Here is a 25,654-nt window from a genome sequence, read left to right on the forward strand (position 1 = left end):
TAGTTAAAAATTTTTAATTAATAATTGTTAATATCTTCTAATCAGTGTACTAATATTGGTAATTTAACAATTATTCAATGTTATTTTTGACCGATGAACAATTTTATAAATATTGGGTAGGTATTAGTTTGTAAATGTTTTTAGTTAATAATTAACTGTTTTTTACATTTTATTAGATTAAAAGTAACAAATATGGGTTGAGGTGAGAGGAGTGTGGAGGAAAGCTGTTTTAGAAACGATTTATAATAATAGAAAAATAAATATGTAAATTATGTTGTAGTTTTATATATGAGTAAATTTAAATAGTTATGTTTTAAATACAGGTCTTCTAAAGTCGTTAAAATATGGTGTATGGACTAAAATTAATCAAAACTAAAATTTTATTTAAACAAGAAGCTAATAGTAATTGGTTATAGCTTCTTTTTTAAATACTTACCAATTTCAGAAGCTTCAATATTAGTAATCTCTTCAGGAGTTCCAGTAGCAACAATATTGCCTCCTGTTTCTCCGCCTTTGGGACCTAAATCAATAATATGGTCGGCGCATTTAATAAGTTCTATATTGTGTTCTACAACAATGATAGAATGGCCATTTTCAATCAAAGCATTAAACGATTTTAATAATTTTTGAATGTCATGAAAATGTAAACCAGTAGTTGGTTCGTCAAAAATGAAAAGCGCTTTTGCTTTATTGCTTCCTTTGCCTAAAAAAGAGGCCAATTTAATACGTTGTGCTTCGCCTCCAGAAAGTGTAGAAGAGCTTTGTCCTAAAGTTACATAGCCTAAACCAACATCTTGTAAGGGTTGTAGTTTGTTTTTAATTTTAGTTTGTTCTGTTGTTTCAAAAAAGGTAATAGCATCATCAATGGTTAAATTTAAGATGTCATCTATGTTTTTGCCAGCAAACACAACTTCTAGTACTTCTTTTTTAAAGCGTTTTCCTTTGCAAGTCTCACATTCTAAATGTACATCTGCCATGAATTGCATTTCAATAGTTACTTCACCTTCACCTTTGCAAGTTTCACAACGTCCGCCATCTACGTTAAATGAAAAATGTTTCGCTTGGTAGTTTCTAATGGTACTCAGCTTTTGTTTTGAAAACAAAGCTCGAATATCATCATAGGCTTTAATGTATGTAACGGGGTTAGATCTTGAAGACCGCCCGATAGGATTTTGATCTACAAATTCAATTTGCGTAATGTTGCTGTAATTCCCTTCTAATGCAGTGAATTGTCCTGGTTTATCTCCAAAATCTGTTAGTTTTTTTTGTAAAACAGGGAATAGAATTTTTTTAACAAGTGTGCTTTTCCCACTACCAGAAACACCTGTTACAACGGTGAGCATTCCTAGAGGAAACCGGACATCAATATTTTTTAAATTATTCTCGCGAGAACCTTTTATATCTATAAAATATTTGGATTCTCGACGTTTTTTAGGAACTTCAATCTTTAAAGTTTCGTTTAAATACTGAGCTGTTAATGAATTTGAATCCATAATATTAGCGAAAGTTCCGTTGGCTACTACATGGCCGCCAAGCGTTCCTGCTTCTGGGCCAATATCAATAATGTTATCGGCAGCTTTCATAATATCTTCGTCATGTTCAACAACAATAACGGTGTTTCCTAAATCACGTAATTGTTTTAAAACAAGAATGAGGCGTTCGGTATCTTTTGGATGAAGACCAATACTAGGTTCGTCTAAAATATACATAGACCCAACAAGACTACTGCCTAATGAGGTTGCTAAGTTAATACGTTGACTTTCGCCTCCAGACAATGTGTTAGATCGTCTGTTAAGTGTTAAATAATCAAGACCTACATTGGCAAGAAAAGCAAGTCGGTTGTTTATTTCTTTTAATAATCTGTTTGCTATTTGAGTGTCGTAATCGTTTAATTCTAATTGCTTAAAGAAGCTTGTTAGCTTATCTAAAGGCATTTCAACTAAATCGGTAATTGTTGCCCCTGCAATTGTTACATAATTAGCTTCTTCTCGTAAGCGTTTGCCATTACATGCTTTACATGTTGTTTTTCCGCGGTAACGCGATAACATGACACGGTTTTGTATTTTATATGCTTTAGATTCTAATTCGGCAAAAAATGAACTCAAACCTTCAAAATGTTCGTTCCCATTCCAAATAAGTTGTTTTTGCTCCTTACTCAATTCAAAATAAGGTTTGTGAATAGGGAAATTAAATTTATGCGAATTATTAACTAGCTGATCTTTGTACCAACTCATGCTTTCACCACGCCAAGGAAAAATGGCATTTTCATAAACTGATAATCCGGTGTTTGGAATAACTAAATCATCATCAATACCTATAATATCACCATAACCTTCGCATTTAGGGCAAGCTCCATACGGATTGTTAAAGCTGAAAAGGTGTACATTGGGCTCTAAAAATGTAATGCCATCTAGTTCAAATTTATTACTAAAATGACGTTGTTTATTATTTGTAAGTGTTTCAATAAAACATTCGCCTTTACCTTCAAAAAATGCAGTTTGTATAGCGTCTGCTAAACGATTAAAGAAGTCATCCTCATTTTTTGTGATAATTCTATCTACAACTAATAGGATGTCGTCGTCTTCGTTTATATTTTTTGCTTCATCAATTCTAATAATACTATCATTTACTTTAATTCTTGCGTATCCTTGTTGATTTAAGGCTTTTAGTTTGTCTTCTATGTCTCGTCCTTCTTCTAAATGAATAGGAGCGAGTAGGAGGAGTTTTTCTCTTTCGGGAAATGTTTTTAAATACTCTAAAACATCAGTAACAGTATCTTTTTTTACCTCATTGCCGGAAACAGGCGAATAGGTTTTTCCAATTCTAGCGAATAATAGTTTTAAATAATCATAAATTTCGGTAGTCGTTCCAACAGTAGATCTCGGATTAGTCGAGTTTACTTTTTGTTCAATAGCTATAGCAGGAGCGATGCCTTTTATGTAATCTACTTTCGGTTTATTAAGGCGTCCTAAAAATTGACGTGCATAACTAGACAAGCTTTCAACATAGCGTCTTTGTCCTTCGGCATATAAGGTGTCAAAAGCTAAACTAGACTTTCCAGACCCTGAAAGTCCTGTAATAACCACTAATTTATTTCTTGGAATAACAACATCAATATTTTTTAAATTGTGCAATTTTGCACCTTTAATAATTATGTTTTCTTTTGGGTTAACTTCAGAAATAGTAGTGTTCATAGACTTTTAAAAGGAATAATAAAGCAAAGATACTACAAGTAAATCAGCTTAAAAAATGCATTTTATCGAATAAATAAGTAAAAAAAGTCGCTAAATCTTGTTTTTTAGGAATGATTGTTGTTATATTTGAAGCTATTAATAAACAGTTAAAACTCACGCCTATAGCATAATATTACTTTTAAACTATGTAACCCCCAAGCAAAGAAGCCCTTCTTCTATGCAATAAAAGTAATTATTATGAAGCAAGAACTTATTTCAGATGCTACTCTAGTTAGTATCTACATTAAAGGTAATGAAAGCGCTTTAGAGCAGCTTATTGTTAGACACAAGCAAAAAATTTACAGTTTTATTTACTCAAAAGTATACGATAAAGATGTTGCTGAAGATATTTTTCAGGATACGTTTATAAAAGTTATTAGAACTTTGAAACGTGGTACTTACAATGAAGAAGGTAAGTTTTTACCGTGGGTTATGCGTATTTCTCATAATTTAGTTATCGACTTTTTTAGAAAAAATAACAGAATGCCAAAATTTGATAATGCTGGCGATTTTAATATATTTTCTGTTTTAAGTGACACGAGCTTAAATGCTGAAAAAACAATTATTAAAGAACAAGTTGAAAATGATGTAAGGCGCTTAGTAGATGAGTTACCTGAAGATCAGCGAGAAGTTTTGTTAATGCGTATTTATAATGATATGAGTTTTAAAGAAATATCAGATAGAACAGGAGTAAGTATCAATACTGCACTGGGGCGTATGCGTTATGCATTAATTAATTTAAGAAAGATAATTGATAAGCATAATATTGTTTTAACTAATTAATACAATAAAGTAAAAGTTATTGCGTTTTTATTTTGAATTAATTTTTAAAATATAGAAATGGCAAAACTTTACTCTGAAAAATCTATTGAAATTAACGATCTAAAACCGAAAGAAGAAACGGTCAAATTTCTTCTAAATTACTCTAAGGCTTTAAGTGTTATAAGTTATAATAAATTGAAGTTTGAAGCACTTCTAAATTAAGTATGAAAGTCCTAACAATTAATTAGTTGTTAGGACTTTTTTAATTTATAATAATCGTTAATTACAGATTGTCTTCCTATAGTATTGGTTATGGTGTCTTTTTCAAGGTTCCAACCTCTTGCAGGCGAATATTCGCGTCCGTACCATATAATTTGAAGATGCAAATCATTCCATAATTCTTTTGGAAATAAGCGTTTGGCGTCTTTTTCGGTTTGAGCAACATTTTTCCCGTTGCTTAAATTCCAACGATACATTAATCTATGAATATGAGTGTCTACAGGAAATGCTGGAACACCAAAAGCTTGAGAAATAACAACACTAGCGGTTTTGTGTCCAACAGCTGGTAATTCTTCTAGAGCTTGAAAACTTTGAGGGACTTCTCCATTGTGTTTTTCTATAAGTATTTTTGATAAGCCATAAATGCCTTTGCTTTTCATTGGTGAAAGTCCGCAGGGTTTAATAATTTCTTTTATTTCTTCAATAGTAAGTTTAACCATATCAAAAGGATTGTCTGCTTTAGCAAACAATAAAGGCGTGATTTTATTGACACGCACATCTGTACATTGCGCAGAAAGTAAAACAGCTACTAAAAGTGTATATGGATCTTTATGGTCTAGAGGAATAGGAATAGTTGGATAAAACTCTTTTAAAGTTTTTATAACGAAATTAACCTTCTCTTTTTTAGTCATAAGTTGTATTTTTGATAAAAATCAAAGTTAATACTATGAAATGAACATAACTAATATTTTGAAATCTATCAAAGTATTGGTTGTGTGAATAGAATATGATTAATTATAAAAAAACACACAAATGAAAACATTAAAAGAAGGAGATGTGGTTCCTAGTTTTTCGGCTAAAGACGAAAAAGGGAATACTATTTCATTGAGCGATTTTAAAGGAAAGAAATTAGTTGTATTCTTTTATCCAAAGGCAAGTACACCTGGGTGTACTGCAGAAGCTTGTAATTTAAGAGATAATTATGATGTTTTAAAAGCGCAAGGATACGAACTCTTGGGTGTAAGTGCTGATTCTGAAAAAAGGCAATCTAATTTTAAAAATAAATATGAATTTCCTTTTCCACTTTTAGCAGATGAAGATAAGACTCTTATTAATGCTTTTGGTGTTTGGGGTCCAAAAAAGTTTATGGGAAAAGAGTATGATGGTATTCATAGAATGACTTTTTTAATTAATGAAAGTGGTATTGTAGAACGTGTTATTCAAAAAGTAAAAACAAAAGATCACGCAGCTCAAATTTTAGAATAAAAAAAAGCGTCCATTTTTAAATGGACGCTTTTTTTAGGTTTTATAAATTGTTGTTATTTTTTTCTACCTTTTAATGTTAAAGCTTTTCTAGTGTAACCAAATAGTCGGTAGTCTTTAATTAATTCTGCTGTTCCTTCAGGCACCATATTCTCCCATCCGTTTTCTCCTTCAGTAATCATTCTTAGTATTTCACGAGAAAATATATTCATAATAGTTTCGTCGTAGTCTTCTATGTCTATAACTTTTCCGTTGTATTTAAAGAACTTGTATAATTCTTTCATACGTGGGTATACTTTTAAATTATCACTAGTAATTAATTCACCTGTTTTTTCATCTTTCATTGGGTATAGGTATACTTTTAAATCTTTAAAGAATAATTTACCAAATGCTTCTAAAATACCTCCGCTCATATGACGGTAGTATTTCTCATCAAAAATATCTATTAAATTACTAACTCCCATAGCTAATCCCATTCTAGCTTTTGTGTAGTTAGAGAAATACTCAACTACTTTAAAGTATTCTTGGAAATTTGAAATCATTACAGATTGTCCGAGAGAACATAATAAATCAGCTCTGTCAATAAAATCTTGCTCGTCAATTTCTCCCTCAGCTCTTAAGTTAGAAAGTGTTATTTCAAATACAACAACTGTTTTGTCTTTGTCTACTTTGTTTTCTTTTATAAACATGTTATATGATTTCTCATACATAGCCATGTTTACTTTGGTAACAGGTCTAAAACTACCACGAAGTGCTAATATGTTTTTTTTGTAAAAAACTTTTGCTGGTAAAACGTTGGTACCATCAGGACCAAACATTACGGCATCTGTCATGCCATTTTTAACAAGTTGTAAACTCATTAAACGGTTGTCGACATTTTTAAATACAGGGCCTGAGAAATTTATTGTGTCAATTTCTAATTGATCTTTATCTAGGTGGTCATATAAATAGCGTAATAATTTTTTAGGTTCGTTGTATTTATAGAATGCACCGTAAATAAGATTAGTCCCTAATACACCAAGTGTTTCTTGTTGTAAGCGTGCATCTGTTTCTTTAAAACGAACGTGTAAAATAATTTCATTATAATCGCCATTTTCTTCAACTTGATATTTTATACCAACCCATCCGTGACCTTTAAATTGTTTAGCAAAGTCAATGGTTGCAACGGTGTTCGCGTAAGTAAAAAATATTTTACTTGGATTTTCTTTACGGGTAAGCCTATTTTCCATGAGGTTCATTTCATGGGTTAGCATTTTTCTTAAACGTGCTTCTGTTACGTAACGACCATCGTCTTCTGCTCCATAAATAGCGTCACTAAAATTCTTATCATAAGCAGACATGGCTTTGGCTATCGTTCCAGATGCGCCACCGGCTCTAAAGAAATGTCTACAGGTTTCTTGTCCTGCGCCAATTTCGGCAAATGATCCGTAAATATTTTCGTTTAAATTTATGCGAAGTGCTTTTGATTTTAACGAAGGGATATCATTAAACTCTTTATCACCTTTAATCCTAATTTCCATGCTCTTTTTGGGTTACTAATGTGTTAAACAAAGGTATCAAATAATAGAAGTAAAAAAAAAAATAACCTTAAATTTGTTCGGAAGAAGCCTTGCTTTTAGATTGAAGGTGTTTTGAATTTAATATTTTAAGATATCATTAAAAAAGCACATTGTATATTATGAATAACAAAGTCAATTAATTATAATTTGTCATCTTCACAGCTGTTCAGATTAATAATATAAAGTAATTAATATTAAATATTTTTTTTTGAAGATAACTTTTTTAGGTACAGGAACATCACAAGGAATTCCAGTAATAGGGAGTAAGCATCCTGTTTGTTTAAGTAATAATAAAAAGGATAAGCGTTTACGAGTTTCTGTTTTAATAGAATGGGATGATTATGCATATGTTATAGATTGTGGTCCCGATTTTAGATATCAAATGCTGAGCGCTGAATGTGATAAAATTGACGGTATCCTTTTTACTCATGAGCATTCAGACCATGTTATGGGGTTTGATGATATTAGACCTTTTTATTTTAGGCAAGGTGATATTCCGATATATGCACATAAACGAGTATTAAAATCGTTACGTAAAAGATTTGATTATGTTTTTGCTACTAAGAACAAATATCCTGGAGCGCCAACCGTTATTACAAATCGTATTAAAAACAAACCTTTTAAGTTAAATAATTTAGAAATTATTCCTGTAAATGTGAAGCATGCAGACTTGCAGGTTTTTGGATTTAAGTTTAATGATTTTGCGTATTTAACAGACGTAAAGACTATTAAAGATGAAGAAATTGAAAAAATTAAAAATGTTAAAGTATTAGTTGTTAATGCGCTTCGATTAGAATCACATCACTCTCATTTTAATTTAGATGAGGCTTTACGGTTTATTAATAAGGTGAATCCAGAAAAAGCCTATTTAACACATATAAGTCATTTATTAGGTTTTCATGAAGAAGTAGAAAAAATATTACCAAAAAATGTATTTTTGGCATATGATGGTTTACAAATAAATTTATAAAGTTTAGTAAGGATGAAAAAGAAAATATTCATGTATCTGTTTGTGTTTTCAATATTGCTTGTTTTGTTTCAATATGTTAATGCAAAAAGAGTATTTGAAGATATGGATCGTAAATTAGAAGGTTATAAAAATTTATCAGAAAAATATAAAGACTCTGTACTTGTGTTGCAAAATAAAATTGCAGACATATCTCATTTTAATATAGAAAATAATGAAGATGCTATTAGTTATTTTGAAAACGACGGATATAATATTGATGAATTAATTCCTGTTATTAAAGATGCGCTTTATGAATTAAATACAGTAAAAGGAGAGCATCCTTTGATTCCTTATGTTTCTAGTGAAGGTAGGAGAATGTTGATTAATACAGTGAAATTATTAAATCATAAATGGTTAATAGCTAATTTTTCAGATGGAGAATTTTGGGGAGAAGTTTTATTGCGTTATTATGTTAACGAAGATAAAACAATTGATTTTGAACTTTCTGAATCTTTCTTATATCCTTTAGAATAAGAGTCTTACTTAACTTTATAAGCAACTCCTTTTTGTTTTTTTGTTTCACCGACATATGAGTACTCGTAAGTGTACGATGAATCAGTTGTGGTGAGTATTTTTAGATGAATATCTTTTCGTTCGGCCATGTTTTTAGGGTTTATAGTTTTAAATACAACCTCACAATTATTTATCCACCTAAGTTCTGATGAATCTTTTTTTGTATCGTAAATCTCAACTTGTATATTTTTATCTCTTTTAAATATAGATTTAAATAACTCGCCATTTATGGTAACTTCACTATAGAATTCACCTGTTTTAAAATCACTGCAATTTCTGGTATTTTCGTAGCAACTAGTTACTAGAATTAATAGAAGAATGTAAAAAAATCTCATAAAATTTATTTGATTAACAAAACTACTAAAGAAAATTATCAATTCTGAAAATTTTCAAAACTTCCGTCAGAATAAAATATAATGATACGTTCTATTTTTTTAGAGTCATTACCTTTTTGTTTTTTAGTTACAACTTTTTCATTGAATAAAATAGGAGATGAGTTGTTCTTTTTTATTTCTGTATTCTGTAAAACAGGAAATGTGCCCTTGCCATTCAATAGCCAATACAATTCAACTTCAGGAAAAGCAGAAAGAATTTTTAAAATAAATTCTAAACTAGGTTTGTTTCTACCAGATAAAATATGCGAAATACTAGAACGTTGTACACTTATTTTTTCAGCAAAAGAAGAAGCCGATTCCCCGTAATAATCTATTACTTTTTGGAGTCTTTTAGTAAATTCTTCACTGTTTATCATTGTAAACCGAAATTGAGTGTTAAGTATTTTACAAATGTAACAATATAACATGAAATAGAAATAAAAAACACCGTACAATGTGTGGTATTGGTAAATTTTAACTTTATGTAGTTGGTTTTAATCTGCTGAAAAACAAATTTTTAATTAGAAATTGTGTTTTATGAATTTACTTTTGCATTTAGATTGAATAAAAATCATTTAGAATGTATACTTGTGTAAACATATATACTTGTTTTAACTGTTTACAAATGTAAAATAGTATTTGTTTACATTTGTATCCTAATTTAATTTTGATGAAAGTAGAAGATATTAAATCACTTTATTTAACTCATAAAGAAGCAAGACTTAGAGGAAGGTATATAACTAATAATGATATTAGTTATTTGTTAAAAAATATAAGTGCTGATGTGAAAATTGAAACTATTGGTAAATCTGTTTTAAACGATTCTATTTATGGATTGAAAATAGGACATGGCAACAAACGAATATTGATGTGGTCTCAAATGCATGGAAATGAATCTACAACTACAAAGGCATTATTCGACTTGCTAAATACATTATTGGATAAAACAGCTAATTTGGAATATATTTTAGAGGCTTGTACTTTATACATTATACCAATTTTAAGCCCTGATGGCGCTAAAGCCTATACACGTATTAACGCTAATGCCGTAGATTTAAATAGAGATGCACAAGATTTGTCGCAACCAGAAAGTAAAGTGCTTAGAGATGCTTTTAACCGTTTTAAACCTAATTTTTGTTATAATTTACATGGCCAGCGCACTATTTTTAGTGCGGGAACATCTAATAAACCTGCAACAGTATCATTTTTAGCGCCTGCTCAAGATAAAGCATGTACTATTACACCTAATAGAAAAATAGCTATGGAGGTAATTGCTGTTATGAATAATGCTTTACAAGAATTAATTCCTAATCATGTGGGAGTTTATGACGATGCTTTTAACTTAAATTGCGTTGGAGATACTTTTCAAAGTGAAAACGTACCTACTATTTTGTTTGAAGCTGGACATTATTACAATGATTATGAACGAGAACAAACTCGAAAATATATATACGTATCACTTTTAGAGTCTCTTGATTATATTTCTAAGAATGAAGTTGAAGGAAAAAAATATGAGTCATATTTACAAATTCCAGAAAATGATAAATGTTTTTACGATATAATTATAAGAAATGCTAAGAATGGAACCGATGGTGAAATTGTTGATATAGCATTTCTTTATCAGGAAAAATTGATAGATGGAACGATCAATTTTATTCCTAAACTTGAAAAAGTTGAAAATTTGAAAGCTTTTTTTGGACATAAAGAATTTGATGCCAAAGGCTTAGAAGTGTATGGAGAAAACAATTTACTTGCGGAAGTTAGTTACGAAAACGTTTTCGTAATATTGAATAATGAAAAAATCTCATTATTAATAAAATAAACTACATGTTTAATGTGTAATTATTACTAAAAATGTATTAATTTTGCTTTATATTTAAGAATAGTTAATTATGGGGAAAATTAAATTAGACGAAATTGATCATCAAATTCTTGACATGTTAATCGATAACACAAGAATTCCGTTTACTGACATTGCTAAAAAATTATTAATATCTGCAGGAACAGTACATGTACGTGTAAAAAAAATGGAAGAAGCTGGAATTATTAGAGGGTCTTCATTAACTTTAGATTATAAAAAATTAGGATACTCTTTTATTGCTTACGTAGGTGTTTATCTAAATAACACATCACAAACTAAGTTTGTTTTAGAGCGTATAAACGAAATACCTTTTGTAACTGTTGCACATATAACTACAGGTAAGTTTAATATTTTCTGTAAAATTAGAGCTAGAAGTACAGAGCATGCAAAAGAAATTATTTTTAAATTAGACGATATAGAAGGCGTTTATAGAACAGAAACTATGATTTCTTTAGAAGAAAGTATTAACGATAAAAAACGTTTGATGCATTCTATTTTTAATGAAATGTAAACAATAGATATAACAATACAAAAAAGAGTCCTCATTTGAGGGCTTTTTTTTGTAATCTAAATTCACTAAACACGCTTTAAATACAGTCTGTGCTTATATATAATAAATTTTATTCAGACTTAAAAAAAACAGAATATTAAATCGGCTAAAATTATTATGCTTGCAAGTATAATGTTATTAAACGTCTAAAATTTATACTTAATCGAAATAAAAAAAAAGCTCACTCTATTTTTTTATTTTAAATCTATATTTGTTTTGATTACTCTTGAAATTGAATTGATTAATAGCAAAATTTTAAATTTAATTTTTTTTTGTATTTAACTTTAATTATAAATTTTTGCAGTCAGTAATTACTTCCCTCTTAAATTTTTTTTACAAAATATAATTTAAATTTTAGTAGATAATTTAAGTTATCACATTTTTTATATGATAATTTTAATACATAGTTTTTAAATAATTATGATATATAAAATATTAATAAATATTAATTTTTTAAATTTTAAAAAATACACACTGTTATTTTTTATTTTTTGTATATCTAATATTTACTCGCAAAGTATTCGTAAAAATTATAATGAAATGACTCAATCTGAGAAGGATGAGTTAGTACAAGCCTTTAAAGATTTAGAAGCCGATTATGATCATGATGATGATCCAGGAACACCTGATGTAATAAATTTAGTTAACGATTTAGCAAATTATCATGACTTTAATTTTGATGACATTCATTTTAATTTACCAACTCAGCCAGAAAAGGATGTGTTTTTTCCATGGCATAGAAGGCAAATGTTTGAATTAGAGCAGGCTATGCAAAATATTAATTCTAAAATATCTATTCCTTATTGGGACTGGACATTAGATAATACTTACGACATTACACCTGGTAAACTTTGGGATCCTGCTTTTATGGGTGGGTTTGATGCTTTATGGAATTTAGATAGAATCTATAATAATGGCACATTACCAACAGCAGGTGTCATTTCAACAACACAGGCTACTAGTTCAGATATATATCTTTACTCAAATGCAGTAGAAAGAGGTGATGTTCATGTAGGTGGACATGCTTGGACTGGAGGAGTTATGGCTAGTGGTAATTCTCCACGAGACCCTATATTTTATTTACACCACGGTATGGTTGATAAACTTTGGCAAGATTGGGTAGAGTTACATGGCTATTCTTCTGGTGATGATTTATATATTAAAAACCTTTTGCCTAGATATGATGGTGTTAGTCAAACTTCAGCAGGAGTTACATTACCAGCTGTAAACCCAGATAATATGATTGATTCTAAAACTTGGGGGGTGTTTTATGCTGAAAATCAGTTAGCTGAATTATATAACTATACAGTTAATAATACGTATCGTACTCAAGAAGAAGTTTTTTATTATCAATACACCATTGAAGCTAAGGATGATTTTATAATACCTTCTTCAAAAAAAGCAAAATTTGAATCTGTAAATAATATTATTTTAAAACCAGGATTTCATGCACAAGAAGGATCTGGATTTATAGCTAAACTTGATACTGATTATGATATTACTACGTTTAGCAAAACTTCTAGAAAAAAAACAGATAAGAAAAGTTTCTATACTAATTTTAGGATTGTTGAAAATGTTTATACTACAGGTGGATTAATTCAAGAAGTTAAAACATTTATAGATCCTAGAAGAAAAGACAATTTAGGATTAGAGTTTAAAGATGTTTGTGAGCCTTGTGAAATTGAAATTTTGAATTCCCAAAATGATATTGAGATGAATAAAACATTAAATAATGCTACCAATACAGATATTAATTTAGCTGGTTTGATGCCAGGGAATTATGTTTTACAAATTAGTAGAAATAGTAATGTAATATTTAATAAAGAATTAATAAAATTATAACTCCCAATGATATTTGAAAATTACAAACCAGATTTAGATACTAAAAAAGGTATATGTATGAAATTTAAAAGTATATTTTTTGTGCTTATTTTTTTTGTAACAATTTTTTCATTTGCTCAGGCTCCTGAAAAAATGAGTTACCAAGCGGTTGTTAGAGATAACTTTAGCAATTTATTAGTAAATACAACTTTGGGACTTAGAATTAGAATTGTAAAAAATAATTCTGAAGGGACTATTGTTTATACAGAAACACAAAATCCGACAACAAATATCAATGGTTTATTAAGTGTAGAAATAGGGACAGGGGTTACTATTGATGATTTTAAAACGATTGATTGGGGAAATGATATTTACTACATTAAAACTGAAATAGACCCTTTTGGAGGAACAAATTATATCATTAATGGTGTTAGTCAACTTATAAGTGTTCCTTATGCATTATATGCAAAAAATAGTGGTAGTTCTGTTGCTGGCCCACAAGGCCCTAAGGGTGACAAAGGTGACCAGGGAATACAAGGTGTAGCAGGATTAGACGGAGCAGATGGAGCAACAGGTCCTAAAGGAGATAAGGGTGATAAAGGCGACAAAGGAGATACCGGTGATCAAGGAATACAAGGGATACAAGGTGTAGCAGGATTAGACGGAGCAGATGGAGCAACAGGTTCTAAAGGAGATAAGGGAGATAAAGGTGACAAAGGAGATACCGGTGATCAGGGAATACAAGGTGTAGCAGGATTAGACGGAGCAACAGGTCCTAAAGGTGACAAAGGAGATAAAGGCGACCAAGGACCACAAGGAAATGATGGAGGAGGAGTTACAGTAGAAGGTTCGGATACAATAGCAAATATATTTCTTAAAGACAATAATACACCAGGCCTTATGTGGATAGCTATAGATTCAGGAACAGATCAAGGAGGAAATGCAGTAGCTATAGGAGATGGTTTGGTTTCAAATGGTACACAATGGATAACTGTGGGACAAATAAGAGGACCACAAGGATCAAAAGGAGACAAAGGTGATGCAGGAAATCAGGGTATTCAAGGAATGCAAGGTTTAGCAGGATTAGATGGCGCAACAGGTCCGCAAGGACCAAAGGGAGATAAAGGGGACAAAGGTGATACTGGAGATCAAGGCATTCAAGGAATACAAGGTTTAGCAGGATTAGATGGAGCTACAGGTCCACAAGGACCAAAGGGAGATAAAGGAGACAAAGGTGATACAGGAGATCAGGGCATTCAAGGAATACAAGGTTTAGCAGGATTAGATGGCGCTACAGGTCCACAAGGACCTAAGGGAGATAAAGGAGACAAAGGTGATACAGGAGATCAGGGCATTCAAGGACCACAAGGAAATGATGGAGGAGGAGTTACAGTTGAAGGTTCAGATATAATAGCTAATATATTGCTTAAAGATAGTTCTACTCCAGGTTTAATGTGGATAACTACAGATTCTGGAACAGATCAAGCAAGTAATCCTGTTTCTGTAGGAGATGGCTTGGTTTCAAATGGTACACAATGGATAACTGTGGGGCAAATAAGAGGCCCACAAGGCCCTAAGGGTGATAAAGGCGATACCGGTGATCAGGGAATACAAGGTGTGTCAGGATTAAACGGAGCAGATGGAACAGATGGTATATCAGCTTATCAAGTAGCAGTTAATAATGGTTTTGTTGGAACAGAGTCAGCATGGTTACTTTCTTTAGCAGGTTCAGATGGAAATGATGGAGCTCAAGGACCTGCTGGAGTTGTCGATTGGCAAGGAACGTGGAGTGCACAAAACTATACTGTTGGTCAATCAGTTCAATTTAATGGATCGTCATACATTTGTATTTTAGATACGGTTTTAAATGAAGATCCAACTAATACAACGTATTGGAATTTAATCGCAAGTAAAGGAGATATAGGTTCAACAGGACCAACCCAATTATTGTCTCAAGTAGATTATCTTGTTTCTTTAAGTGAGGGTGGAGGATCTGTTACGACAAGTCCTTGGATACCAGTAGGAGGCAATATTAATCTGTCTTCAGGAGTTGTTGGTATTGCTGTTACTGATTTTTCTGATATTCCTGCTGATACTGGTGCTGTAACAAAGCTTATAGTAGCAGGTAAAATACATGCGCAAGAAGTTCAGGTATCTTTAGATGTTGGAGACTGGCCAGATTATGTTTTTGCTAAGGATTACGATTTACCAAAACTAGAAGATGTTGAAAAATTTATAGCAAAAAACAAGCATTTACCTGGAATTGATTCAGATAAAGAAATGGAAAAGAAGGGACTTCAATTAGCTGAAATGAATATTAAATTGGTTGAAAAAATCGAAGAATTAACGTTATATACTATTGAACAAAATAAACAATTAAAAGCTCAAGAAACTAAAATAAAAATTTTAGAAGAAGCTATTAAAAACATAGAGAGTTTAGAACAAGAGAATACAGTTTTAAAATCATTATTAGAAAGGTTAGTAAAAGTAGAAGAACAGCTAAAAAAAAATAATTAAAAGAATGAAAACAAATATAATATTCTTTATTATTTTTTTATTTGGTTTTGGTCTTTTAAAGGCACAAAGTGCAGTAGTTGCTTCTGGAGGAGAGGCTATAGGAGTTGGAGGAACAGCTAGTTATAGTATTGGTCAAATATGTTATGAAATGATTGTTGATGGCACTGGAAACACTGTAGCAGCAGGAGTTCAGCAACCTTATGAGATATTTGAAGAATTAGGAGTTGATACTAATATTAGTATTGATATAGCATTATTCCCTAATCCCACAAGTAATTATTTAACTTTAAGAATTGATAAGACTTATTTTTATGCGAATGAGCAAGAAAGTTTAAAATTAGAACTTTTAGATATTAATGGGAGGTTAATTAGAAGAGAAATAATACAAGAAAATGTTGTTACTTTAAATTTAGAAAGCTTGGAACAGGCAACTTATTTTTTTAATTTAATAAAAGGTAATCAGCTTATAAAGGCTTTCAAAGTTGTTAAGAATTAAGCTTTAATAAAAATAGTAGTAAATTAATTTAAAAAAGCATCATTTCTAAAATATTGATTTTAGAAATGATGCTTTTTTTTAGTTGTTTTAAATTATTGAAAATACTTAGCTAATGTAATTTGATTTTTTCAGTCTTTGTTTTTCCAATTAAATAGTATTCAGAATTATTCGTTTTGTCTTTAAAAATTTTTATTGAATCAATATGTTCTCTATGGTAATATAGAAAATCAAATACTGCAGGTTTAATTTTAAAATAATCTTCATCATTTTCATGTTTATGGATCAAATTTAATTGCGTCGTGTTTAAATTTTCTATAATTTCTTTTTCAAAAGTTACTTGTTTTTCTGGTATACTTTTACTTTTAATTTTTTCTTTAATCTTTTTTATTAAATCATCAATATTTAAAGATTTTAGTAAATTTTTGAATTTTATTCTGTGTATTTCAACAAATGCAAGAGCAATCATCATTGGGCTACTTTTAGAGAAGATAACATGTTGATCATAGCTATAAATAAAATTACTCCATTTTTGTTTATAATGTAGATAACCATATTCCATATCTACATGGTTATACCCATTTTCAATACTCCATTCTAATAACTTATAAATAGCATTGTTTCCCATCGAAAATTTTTGGTAATCAATATTGTATGATGTTATTGAAATGAATAATATTTTGTCAATATGAAAGTTAAAAGAAATTTGCACAGGTTTTGTTCCATCATAAATAACATATATAGATGCCTTTTTAGAATTAATGAGAGAAAACGTTGTTTTTAAATAGTAATCCCAATTTTCTAGAATTTTATTTTTGTCATTACGCTGATTAAAACGTCGTATGAGCATATTATGCAACGAACCCATTAAAAAATCATAGTCTTCTTTAGAGATTTTACCGAAAAACATTTTATAGTTAGCATTGAAGCAAGCTTCAAATTTCCCTAAATGCCTCCTGATTTCTTTTCTATAGCGACTATTATATTCTTTTAATAAAAAGTCTTCAATATTTTTAGAATCTTTTAATAGTATTGAATACCCTGTTATTTTTTTTTGAGGTATTATAGCTATTTTAGTATTTGGTTCATTACTAAATTCAGGTTTTAAGTATGAAGGAAATAGCATATTAGATATAACTTTATTTAAAATAGTGTTATCATCTATTTTTCCTTCGAAATCAGATAGTATTTTATTATTAGGGGTATAATTTAACTGTTTATAACCTTTAATATTAGAATGATTTTCTTTTAATGTATTGAAAAAGTTTGTTCGGATAAGTTGCATGTAAATAGATTACTAGTTGAAAATAATTTCTTGGGACTTGTTTTTACCAATGAAAAAAAAGTGCTTGTCGGTATTTTTTAATATCCTAACATTTTTAATATGGTCATTATTAGTGTATAAAAAAGTGTAAAATAATTTTCTGAGATGCGAAAAAGAAGCATCAGAAATATTTATTTGTTCTAGCTTTTCGTATTTTTCTATCTTCTCAATATTATTTAAAACATAGTTGTTTTTTATCTCTATTTTTTTTCCTTTAGATGTGTTTTTTAAATATTCATATAATCTTTGAACATTACATAGTTTTAATAAATTCTTTATCTTAATTTGAAATACTAATGCTATCGCTGTTAAATAGCTTAACAAAGAATTTTTGTTATAAAAAACATGATATTCAAAAGAATAAAATAGGTTACTCCATCTTTTTTTAAATGCTAAGTCTCCATTACCAAAATCATATAATGAATAATTATTATTCAAACACCATTCTACAAGTTTGTATATGATAGTGTTTCCTACCCCAAATTTAGAAAAGTCAATATCATATGCAATAACATCTCCAATAAAAATGTTTTTAAAATGATAGTTTACTGATACTCCAATAATTTTTTCATCTGCATAGATAACAAATAATGAAGCTTTCTTTTTATTAATTAATTTAAAAATAGATTCAAAATTATCATCCCAAATGTTTAGAAAGACATTAACTTCATTTCGTTGGTTAAATCTTTTCGTTAATAAAGTTTTGAGTGATTCCATTATGGTAGTGTAATCATCATGAGATGTTTCACCAAATACCATTTTGTATTTTATATCAAAGCATGTTTCTAAGCCTTTTAAGCTTCTTCTTATTGATGTTCTTACTTTCGGAGTGAAATTATCAGACATAAATGAATTTATATCATTATAATTATCTGTTTTAATAGCTAAACCTGGCAAGTTTTGCTGTTTAATCTTTATAACTTTTAAATTCTTGTTGCTCTCTAAATTAAAAGAGAAGTAAGTTGGAAATAATGTTATTAGTTTTGTTAAAGCGTTACTCTCTTTTTGTTCAATATTTGAAGTGGTGTATAAAGTTTTATTTGAATTAGGATTAGAAATAATGGAGTATGGAGATGTTATTACACCTCTATACTTAAGTTTATCTATAAATACATTTTTTTCTGTTAAGGACATTTCAAATGGTTATATTAAATATTAAAGATTACTTTTAAAGTATTCTTTTTTCCTTGAACTAAAAAGGTTTGTAATTCGTTTTCAATTTTATATACAGAAATATCTTTAATGTTTTCTTGACTCGTATATAAATAATTATAGATAGGAAGTCTTAAAGTTTGATATTCTGTTGTATTAATATTTATTTCTTTTAATAAAGTCTTATTAATTTTTTGTGTTTGGATGGTTTCAATATTATAATTAGGAACTGAATTAGGCTTGAAGTCGTTTTTATAATTTAGTATCTTTTTTATTTTTGAAATAACACCTTTTGGATTAATTAATTTAATTGTGTTTTTAATTTTTATTTTAAAAATTTCAAAAGATAAAATGATGAATGCTAAAATTGATTTTTTTTTATAAAAAAGATGATAGTCGAAATCATAAAATGTATTGCACCATTTTTTTTTGTAATCTAATATTCCTGTACCTAAATCTAAAAACTTGTATTTGTTTTTTAAACACCAATCTAATTGTAAATAATTATCTAAATGACCAAGACCAAATTTTATATAGTCAATATCAAATGAGCCAGAATGTCCAAAAAAGATTGTATTACTTTCGTGATAATTAAGGGAAATACTTATTGGTTTTTCGCCATCATAAATTACAAAAAGTGAAGCCTTTTTTTTGATTATTGAATTATGAAGACCTTTGATTTGTTCATCCCACTTTTTTAAAAAAATATTAGTCATATTTTTCTGTTCAAATCTTTTTGTAAGCATAGTTTTTAAAGCAGTCATTAAAAAATCATATTTGCTTTGAGATATATTACCAAAGTTATATTCATATTTAATATCAAATGATTTTTCAAGGCGATTTATATAACGTTTTATGTTTTTTCTTAGTTGAGTCTTAAAATGAGAACTCATATAAGTATCAATTGTTTCGTTTTTTTCTATATCAATATATATACCCGCTCCTTCAAAGCCATAATGTTTTATAGTTTTTAAGTTATATTCATCAAAGCATGTTATTTTAGGTGATATAAATTTAGGAAATAAGCTAACAGTATTAACAAGTGGTAACTTTTTTGAGTTATTTATGTTGTTTTTTATTGCATAAATTTTGCTTTGAATTGCTAATTCTTTATAACACTCTGGGATTTCGCCTTTCGTTATATAGGTCCAAAGAAATAAGTGTTTTTTTAAGTATGCCATATTTTTTCTAATTATAGAAAGAGTTATGTATTTAAAATTAATTTAGTTGAATTATTTTTTTTCTTATTCAAATATTTTTTCAATTTGTTTTTAATATGATTAATATATTATTATAAGAAAGTTACAGTTTAATATTTTTACGTTTATCTAATATACTGTATAGTTCTTTACGTGCAGTATTTTCATTTCTAATAAAACTAACAGAATAGGGAAGTTTATGTTTATAACCTCCATTTAATAAAAAAATGCCTATTATTTTATTTCTTATATCAATAAAATCATGAATATCTCTATAAAGGTTTTTATCAAATGAGCATTTTGAAATTCTCATATATGCAGCTAAAAAAATCTCATAAAATTCTTCACCATAAAGTTTTATTAAGTGATATCCTATTTCTCCAAGATCATATTGACGATAACCAATAACTGATTCTTCAAAATCAATTGTAGATAAATTATTGTTATAATCTAACAATATGTTCCCAAGATGAAAATCTCCATGGCAAAACACTAAATCACTACTTTCCTTGCATTTATTTGCTATTTGAATTAATTCCGTAATAAATATATTATCAATATTGCAAAATAATGCTATTTTTGAAAGTTCATTTTCAATGTAGTATTCATCAAAACAGGTTAAACTTTTTTCTTTTACAAGAAAAGAAATATCTGTTGAATGTATTTTGTAAAGAAGTTGTGCTAATTTTGTTGGATTAATTTTTAATTCTTTCTTGCTTGCTAAAGCAAGTAAAGTTTCACCTTTAATATTTTTAGTTATAATCCATGGTATTTTTTCTTCTTCATTAATAATAATTTTTGGTACTGGACAGTTAGATTGATTTAAAAGTTCTAAAGAAGTTAATTCACGTTTATAAAGATTATCTAAATTTGCTGACCACCAAGAGGCATTTCCAATATATGTCTTAAAATAGCCTTCAATAATTTTGTTGTCATTTTTTAATGAAAAAAAGAAAACTTGTTGTTGATATGAATCAATTTTAGAAATGACATTAATTTTTTTGTTTTTATAATGTTTCGATAATATTTTTCTAATTTTTCTCTTTGAAAACTTATTTCCTATTAGAATATCGTAAACTTCAATTAATTTTTCAAAAAGGTATTTCATCTGCACTAAGAAAGGTATAAATCCTAATTTAAATAAGAATCCTCTTATAGTCATTTTAGTGTTTATTTGATGTTATCTTGTTTGCGCTTTTTTTTCCTTCAATTATATAGCAGTTTATTAGATTCTTAAATTTGTAAGTAGTAACATTATCTATGTGTTCATTATTTTTATAAATAAAATTATAAACATTTTCTTTTAAGCAGTTGTATTCTTTGCTAGAAAAATTTATTTTAATAAGCTGTTTGTAATTAATATGCTCTTTTAAAATAGTTTCTGTTTCATAATGCACAATATCCTTAATTATTTTTTTCTTTTTAAAAGTAAACATCGATTTATATTCTGAGAAAATTGTATTGATGTTTTTAGTTATCAAATAATTTATAAATTTATACTTATAGCTTATAAAAAAAGTATAAACCTTTGCTAGTATCTGTTTACTAAAAGTAGATACCACATGATTTTCAAAGCTATAAATTGAATTACACCAAGTCTTTTTTTGGTTAAAATCACCATATCCAAGGTCAAATATTGAAAATTTATTAGTTAGGCACCATTCTAGTTGTTTGTAGGTGTCAATATTGCCTAAACTAAATTTATGAAAATCTGTGTCATAGGATGATATAGCACTATAAACTATACAATTATAATAAAAGTTTAAGGTTATTTTAATAGGCTGGTTGTTATTAAATATTACAAATAGAGATGCTTTTTTATTCAAAATAAGATTATAGCATTTACTCAAATAATAATCCCAATTTTCAATTGCTCTATTCCTACCTGTACGTTGTTCAAATCTTTTTATTAGCATTTTTAGTAAACTTTTCATTATAAATGAATAAGTTTCAAAATCAATACTCCCATAGAATATTTTATATCGAATACTAAAACAAGTTTCTAATTTTTTTATACTTCTAATGGTGTTTTTTTTTGTACTACTACTACAATTGGCTTTTAAATACTGTCCTATATCTTCATATCCGCTTAAGTTAACAGCATACCCTTTTTTTTGAAATACAGTTTTGCTTTTTAATTTTTTATCTATGTGTATTTTTAAATAGCTAGGTACTAATTGTATTGAATTTATTTTATTTTCAAAAATTAGATTCTTTTCTGATTTATATATTATATTATTTGAATTAGAAATACTTACATACTTAATCGCATTTGAAATTTTATCGTTTTCAAATAGATCTGTATAAAAATTCTCTTTATTTAAAATATAATTAACCATTTTGTTGTTAAGCTACTAATTCAATTTCTTTAATTTTTTTATTCCCTTTTATAATATATTTATTATTAGATATATTCTTAAAAATTTTTGTAGAAGCTTTTAAGTTTTTATTTAAATATAAAAATTCATAAAAACATTTTCTTAAATGTTTATTATTTTCTGCTTCAATATCTAATTCTAAGTAAGTGTTTTTTTCAGAATTAAATTTTTCTAAATAAATATCATCAACTATGTATCTATTTTTTATATTAAATTTATTTTTTATGTTTTCTTTTGTGATATACTTTTTTTTAAATTCAAATATTTTTTTTGATATTGAAACATAAATTTTCGTTATCACTATTAATAAATAGTTTATAATCTTTTTTTTGTTAAAAACAACATGATGCTCAAATGGGTATACTACATTACACCATTCTTTTTTGTATCGAAGTTCTCCCATACCTAAGTCAAAAATATCGAAACCTTGTTCAAAACACCATTCTAATTGTTTATAAATATCAACGTATCCTAATCTAAATTTAGAATAATCAATATCAAAAGATCGAATTTCATTAAATACAACATTATCAAAGTGATAACTTATACAAATGTCTATTGGTTTTTCATCATCATAAATTACAAAAATCGACGCAGATTTGTTTAATACCATATGGTAAATACTATCAACATATTGCTTCCATTTTTTTATAGCTTGGTGTTCTTTATTTATCTCTAAAAACCTTTTTTTTATGAGTGAATAGAGATTTTTAAATAAAAAGTCGTATTCTTTTTTTGAGATACTACCATAGTAAAATTTGTATGAAATATTAAAACATAACTCTAAACGTTTTAAATTAGAATTAATTTTAGATCTACTTTTTGCTCCAAACTGTGAGAGCATATAGTTTTTTACATCAGAATATTTTTTTAAATTAACTATAAAACCTTTTTCTGCAGTATTTAATTCTATCTTTTTAAATTCACTTTTTTCATTTATAACTAAGTTTAAATATTTTGGGACATAGTTTACTCGAGATAATCTTTTTTTATCATTACTTTTTATTGTTTCAAACTCCTCACTACTGAAGAAAGAATCATTGTTAAATTTATTATATACTCCTATGTAAAATTCTTGTAGAGTTTTTTTATGAAATAAGTTAAAGTCCGAGTGTTCAGTATTTAATATTCTTCTTAACATATTTAAAGTTTTATAGATAAAATTTTTCTATGTTCATTTACTTCTAATATATATGTTGTATTTGCTTTATAAATCTTTAAATTTTCAAAATGCTCTTTAGTGATAAAAAGAAAATCATATGCATGTTTTTTTAAAAAAGGATAGTTATCATCTAGTTTTATTTCTTTAAGATTAGATGAATCTAAATTTATATTATCATAAGTTATTTCTTTTGTTAAAGATGTGTCATTAGAGTTGCTTTTTCTCAAGCGATAAGTTAATTTATGAAGCTTTTTGTTTAATTCCTTCTCTCTTAAAAATTGTTTGAATTTAAAATATAGAGCAATAGTTTTACCAAGAGTATATGATATTATTGACGTATGATCAAATAATACATGATATTCAAAATCATATTTTAAACTGCTCCAACTTTCTTTATAATCATAATAACCTTTTGAAAAGTCAAATATTTTATAATTATGTTTAAAACTCCATTCTAACATTTTCATGATTGAAACTTTGCCTATATGAAATTTTGAATAGTCTATGTCAAATACTGTTATAGCATCAAATATGATTGTATCTGAAAAATATAATAACCTTACACAAATAGGGATGTTGCCATTATAAATGACATATAAAGCGGCTTTGTTTTCAAGTAACATAGGATAAACCACTTCATAATAAAAATTCCATTCTTCTGGGTTTAAATTATTATTTACTATCTGTTTGTCATCAAACCTTTTGGTAAGTAATGCTTTAAAGTGATTAAAAACAAAATCATATTCAGATTTTTCAATATTACCAATTAACATTTTTTCCTTAATGTCAAAGCATAGTTCTAGTCTTGATTTATATCTATTAAATTTTTGCTTACTACTCTTGCTAAAACTTTTACTTAAATAATCATTTAAGTCCTTATAATTTTCAAGGCTTATTAAAAAGCCCGGATATTGTTTAATTCTTATTGATTTAATTCCTTTTGGCAGATGACCTTCTTTAAGATTGAAATATCTTGGTACATCATAAATTAATAATACTTTACCCTTAAAGTTTAAATTTTTAGAGTTTTCATTTATAGAATAAGAAATGCCTTTGGTTAGGTTTTTTCCGATATTTATGAATAATGGTAAAAATAATGGTTTATAAAACGATATTTGGGTAATAAAGTTAAAGTTAAATACAGTGTTTTTATGATTGAAGTTTTTACCCCAAACATTAGTAAATAGATGAGAAACAAAAGGGTTTCGTTTGATCACAGATCTACATTTAAATCATCATAATATCTATATAAAGGAAAATAATTTGAATTTATTTTCACATCTTTTTTTATTATTAATTCGTTATAAACTTTTTGGTTTGTTACTAATTTCCATAAATTAAAATCTTTAAAATCTTTTGAAAAACTTGATTTAAAATTAAATAATGAATCGTTATCATTTCCTCCTAAGCCCCCTCCTAGGTTAAAAAATTTAAAACCTTCTTTTGTTGCTCGTATTCTCATTTCATCAATCAATAATTTGGTAGGCATAAAATGCAAAAAATCATTTTTTGTGCCAGATAAATGATATTGTACAATTCCATTGGTTATAATAAATTGGCAACCAGCAATGACAGTACCGGTATTGTTATCGGTTGCTAATAATATAATAGTTTCAAAAGCATCAGAAGCTACAATTTTTTTAAAATAGGAATTGCTAAAATAATAAGTTTTTTTGGCATTTACTCGATCCATATTCTCATGGTAAATGTCAATGAATGTATTTAGATCTTCATCAGTAGTCGCTTTTTTAATAGAACAATGTCTTTTAGCTTTATTAATATGTGTTTTTAGCCTCCTTTGAAATAACTGTCTTTGAGTTTCAACATCTTCATTAATTTTAATATTAACAACTTTACCTTGATTATAAATGGTGCCAATATTTATAATGGTCCTGCATTGACCAGGTATAAAGGGGTTTAATCTAGAAAAGATAGATACAAAATTATTCTTTTTAAAATAGGTTAATATATATTTTTTAAAATTACTATTATCAAAGCTATAAGGAAGGTTTTTGGTTATTGGGCCTGCATAACCATAAACAGAAGTTGCGTCTCTATAATTTGTCCCAGCGATATCTCTAACAAGTAAAGGAATAACAATTATTATATCTTCCTCTGTATATTCAAGTAATAAAGGAGTTTCTTTATCAGATTTCGATAATTCATGATAATCATAGGTGTGATAGAAATCAAATGAGTCACATTTATTTATGCATGCTGTCCATTCAATTTTATTTCGGATTTCGTTAAGGGTATAGCTCATAA

23 protein-coding genes are annotated in these 25,654 nt (G+C 27.8%); 10 read left to right on the plus strand and 13 right to left on the minus strand.

Annotation, left to right across the window (positions count from 1 at the left end):
- Nucleotides 1–410: 410 nt before the first annotated feature.
- Nucleotides 411–3,194, minus strand: a complete 2,784-nt coding sequence (gene uvrA, locus ACH5TW_RS05495) for an excinuclease ABC subunit UvrA (RefSeq protein WP_439335489.1) — start codon at nucleotides 3,192–3,194, stop codon at nucleotides 411–413.
- Nucleotides 3,195–3,431: 237 nt separating this feature from the next.
- On the opposite strand from uvrA, the gene ACH5TW_RS05500 reads away from it, so the two are divergent.
- Entirely contained in the window at nucleotides 3,432–4,016 is a 585-nt protein-coding gene (locus ACH5TW_RS05500; protein ID WP_439335490.1) for an RNA polymerase sigma factor, read from the plus strand.
- A 57-nt stretch (nucleotides 4,017–4,073) separates the two neighbouring features.
- The gene (locus ACH5TW_RS05505; RefSeq protein WP_439335491.1) at nucleotides 4,074–4,217 is read left to right on the plus strand and encodes a hypothetical protein; all 144 of its coding nucleotides are present in this window, start codon (nucleotides 4,074–4,076) and stop codon (nucleotides 4,215–4,217) included.
- Nucleotides 4,218–4,246: 29 nt separating this feature from the next.
- Here the strand turns inward: ACH5TW_RS05505 and ACH5TW_RS05510 are convergent, their stop codons facing one another.
- Nucleotides 4,247–4,906 (minus strand): endonuclease III domain-containing protein, encoded by a 660-nt coding sequence (locus ACH5TW_RS05510; protein ID WP_439335492.1) that lies wholly within the window; start codon nucleotides 4,904–4,906, stop codon nucleotides 4,247–4,249.
- 121 nt (nucleotides 4,907–5,027) lie between these two features.
- On the opposite strand from ACH5TW_RS05510, the gene bcp reads away from it, so the two are divergent.
- Nucleotides 5,028–5,480 carry a thioredoxin-dependent thiol peroxidase gene (gene bcp, locus ACH5TW_RS05515; RefSeq protein WP_439335493.1) on the plus strand — a complete coding sequence of 151 codons (453 nt, stop codon included), beginning with the start codon at nucleotides 5,028–5,030 and terminating at the stop codon, nucleotides 5,478–5,480.
- Nucleotides 5,481–5,533: 53 nt separating this feature from the next.
- Here the strand turns inward: bcp and ACH5TW_RS05520 are convergent, their stop codons facing one another.
- Nucleotides 5,534–6,997 carry a TonB-dependent receptor gene (locus ACH5TW_RS05520; protein WP_439335494.1) on the minus strand — a complete coding sequence of 488 codons (1,464 nt, stop codon included), beginning with the start codon at nucleotides 6,995–6,997 and terminating at the stop codon, nucleotides 5,534–5,536.
- 247 nt (nucleotides 6,998–7,244) lie between these two features.
- Between ACH5TW_RS05520 and ACH5TW_RS05525 the strand changes: the two genes are divergently transcribed.
- Both ACH5TW_RS05525 and ACH5TW_RS05530 read left to right on the plus strand, forming a co-directional pair.
- Entirely contained in the window at nucleotides 7,245–8,006 is a 762-nt protein-coding gene (locus ACH5TW_RS05525; RefSeq protein WP_439335495.1) for an MBL fold metallo-hydrolase, read from the plus strand.
- A 12-nt stretch (nucleotides 8,007–8,018) separates the two neighbouring features.
- Nucleotides 8,019–8,519, plus strand: a complete 501-nt coding sequence (locus ACH5TW_RS05530; RefSeq protein WP_439335496.1) for a hydrolase — start codon at nucleotides 8,019–8,021, stop codon at nucleotides 8,517–8,519.
- 5 nt (nucleotides 8,520–8,524) lie between these two features.
- Here the strand turns inward: ACH5TW_RS05530 and ACH5TW_RS05535 are convergent, their stop codons facing one another.
- On the minus strand, nucleotides 8,525–8,893 hold the full coding sequence (locus ACH5TW_RS05535) for a DNA topoisomerase IV (protein ID WP_439335497.1): 369 nt from the start codon (nucleotides 8,891–8,893) through the stop codon (nucleotides 8,525–8,527).
- 38 nt (nucleotides 8,894–8,931) lie between these two features.
- Entirely contained in the window at nucleotides 8,932–9,309 is a 378-nt protein-coding gene (locus ACH5TW_RS05540) for a helix-turn-helix domain-containing protein (protein ID WP_439335498.1), read from the minus strand.
- Between the two features lie 293 nt (nucleotides 9,310–9,602).
- Between ACH5TW_RS05540 and ACH5TW_RS05545 the strand changes: the two genes are divergently transcribed.
- The 5 genes from ACH5TW_RS05545 to ACH5TW_RS05565 all read left to right on the plus strand — a co-directional run bounded on the left by ACH5TW_RS05545 (nucleotide 9,603) and on the right by ACH5TW_RS05565 (nucleotide 16,177).
- Entirely contained in the window at nucleotides 9,603–10,754 is a 1,152-nt protein-coding gene (locus tag ACH5TW_RS05545; protein ID WP_439335499.1) for a M14 family metallopeptidase, read from the plus strand.
- 70 nt (nucleotides 10,755–10,824) lie between these two features.
- Nucleotides 10,825–11,304 (plus strand): Lrp/AsnC family transcriptional regulator, encoded by a 480-nt coding sequence (locus tag ACH5TW_RS05550; protein ID WP_439335500.1) that lies wholly within the window; start codon nucleotides 10,825–10,827, stop codon nucleotides 11,302–11,304.
- A 579-nt stretch (nucleotides 11,305–11,883) separates the two neighbouring features.
- A complete protein-coding gene (locus ACH5TW_RS05555) occupies nucleotides 11,884–13,185 on the plus strand; it encodes a tyrosinase family protein (protein WP_439335501.1) in 1,302 nt (433 codons plus the stop codon).
- A gap of 57 nt (nucleotides 13,186–13,242) precedes the next feature.
- Complete coding sequence (locus ACH5TW_RS05560) at nucleotides 13,243–15,681, plus strand: DUF8740 domain-containing protein (RefSeq protein ID WP_439335502.1); 2,439 nt, start codon at nucleotides 13,243–13,245, stop codon at nucleotides 15,679–15,681.
- 4 nt (nucleotides 15,682–15,685) lie between these two features.
- The gene (locus ACH5TW_RS05565; RefSeq protein WP_439335503.1) at nucleotides 15,686–16,177 is read left to right on the plus strand and encodes a T9SS type A sorting domain-containing protein; all 492 of its coding nucleotides are present in this window, start codon (nucleotides 15,686–15,688) and stop codon (nucleotides 16,175–16,177) included.
- Between the two features lie 109 nt (nucleotides 16,178–16,286).
- Here ACH5TW_RS05565 and ACH5TW_RS05570 read toward each other — a convergent pair whose 3' ends face one another.
- From ACH5TW_RS05570 to ACH5TW_RS05605, 8 genes are all read right to left on the minus strand, one after another.
- Nucleotides 16,287–17,459 carry a GNAT family N-acetyltransferase gene (locus ACH5TW_RS05570; RefSeq protein WP_439335504.1) on the minus strand — a complete coding sequence of 391 codons (1,173 nt, stop codon included), beginning with the start codon at nucleotides 17,457–17,459 and terminating at the stop codon, nucleotides 16,287–16,289.
- Between the two features lie 12 nt (nucleotides 17,460–17,471).
- Nucleotides 17,472–18,632, minus strand: coding sequence for a GNAT family N-acetyltransferase (locus ACH5TW_RS05575; RefSeq protein WP_439335505.1), 1,161 nt, complete (start codon nucleotides 18,630–18,632; stop codon nucleotides 17,472–17,474).
- Between the two features lie 14 nt (nucleotides 18,633–18,646).
- The gene (locus tag ACH5TW_RS05580; RefSeq protein WP_439335506.1) at nucleotides 18,647–19,831 is read right to left on the minus strand and encodes a GNAT family N-acetyltransferase; all 1,185 of its coding nucleotides are present in this window, start codon (nucleotides 19,829–19,831) and stop codon (nucleotides 18,647–18,649) included.
- A 121-nt stretch (nucleotides 19,832–19,952) separates the two neighbouring features.
- The gene (locus ACH5TW_RS05585) at nucleotides 19,953–21,011 is read right to left on the minus strand and encodes an aminoglycoside phosphotransferase family protein (protein WP_439335507.1); all 1,059 of its coding nucleotides are present in this window, start codon (nucleotides 21,009–21,011) and stop codon (nucleotides 19,953–19,955) included.
- A gap of 1 nt (nucleotide 21,012) precedes the next feature.
- Nucleotides 21,013–22,188 (minus strand): GNAT family N-acetyltransferase, encoded by a 1,176-nt coding sequence (locus tag ACH5TW_RS05590; protein ID WP_439335508.1) that lies wholly within the window; start codon nucleotides 22,186–22,188, stop codon nucleotides 21,013–21,015.
- 7 nt (nucleotides 22,189–22,195) lie between these two features.
- Complete coding sequence (locus ACH5TW_RS05595) at nucleotides 22,196–23,368, minus strand: GNAT family N-acetyltransferase (protein WP_439335509.1); 1,173 nt, start codon at nucleotides 23,366–23,368, stop codon at nucleotides 22,196–22,198.
- A 2-nt stretch (nucleotides 23,369–23,370) separates the two neighbouring features.
- Complete coding sequence (locus ACH5TW_RS05600) at nucleotides 23,371–24,606, minus strand: GNAT family N-acetyltransferase (RefSeq protein WP_439335510.1); 1,236 nt, start codon at nucleotides 24,604–24,606, stop codon at nucleotides 23,371–23,373.
- Nucleotides 24,603–25,652 (minus strand): peptidoglycan bridge formation glycyltransferase FemA/FemB family protein, encoded by a 1,050-nt coding sequence (locus ACH5TW_RS05605; RefSeq protein WP_439335511.1) that lies wholly within the window; start codon nucleotides 25,650–25,652, stop codon nucleotides 24,603–24,605. The genes ACH5TW_RS05600 and ACH5TW_RS05605 overlap by 4 nt, the downstream gene beginning before the upstream one ends.
- Between the last annotated feature and the right edge of the window lie 2 nt (nucleotides 25,653–25,654).

Source organism: Thalassobellus sediminis (assembly GCF_044386045.1).
Classification (GTDB): domain Bacteria; phylum Bacteroidota; class Bacteroidia; order Flavobacteriales; family Flavobacteriaceae; genus Thalassobellus; species Thalassobellus sediminis.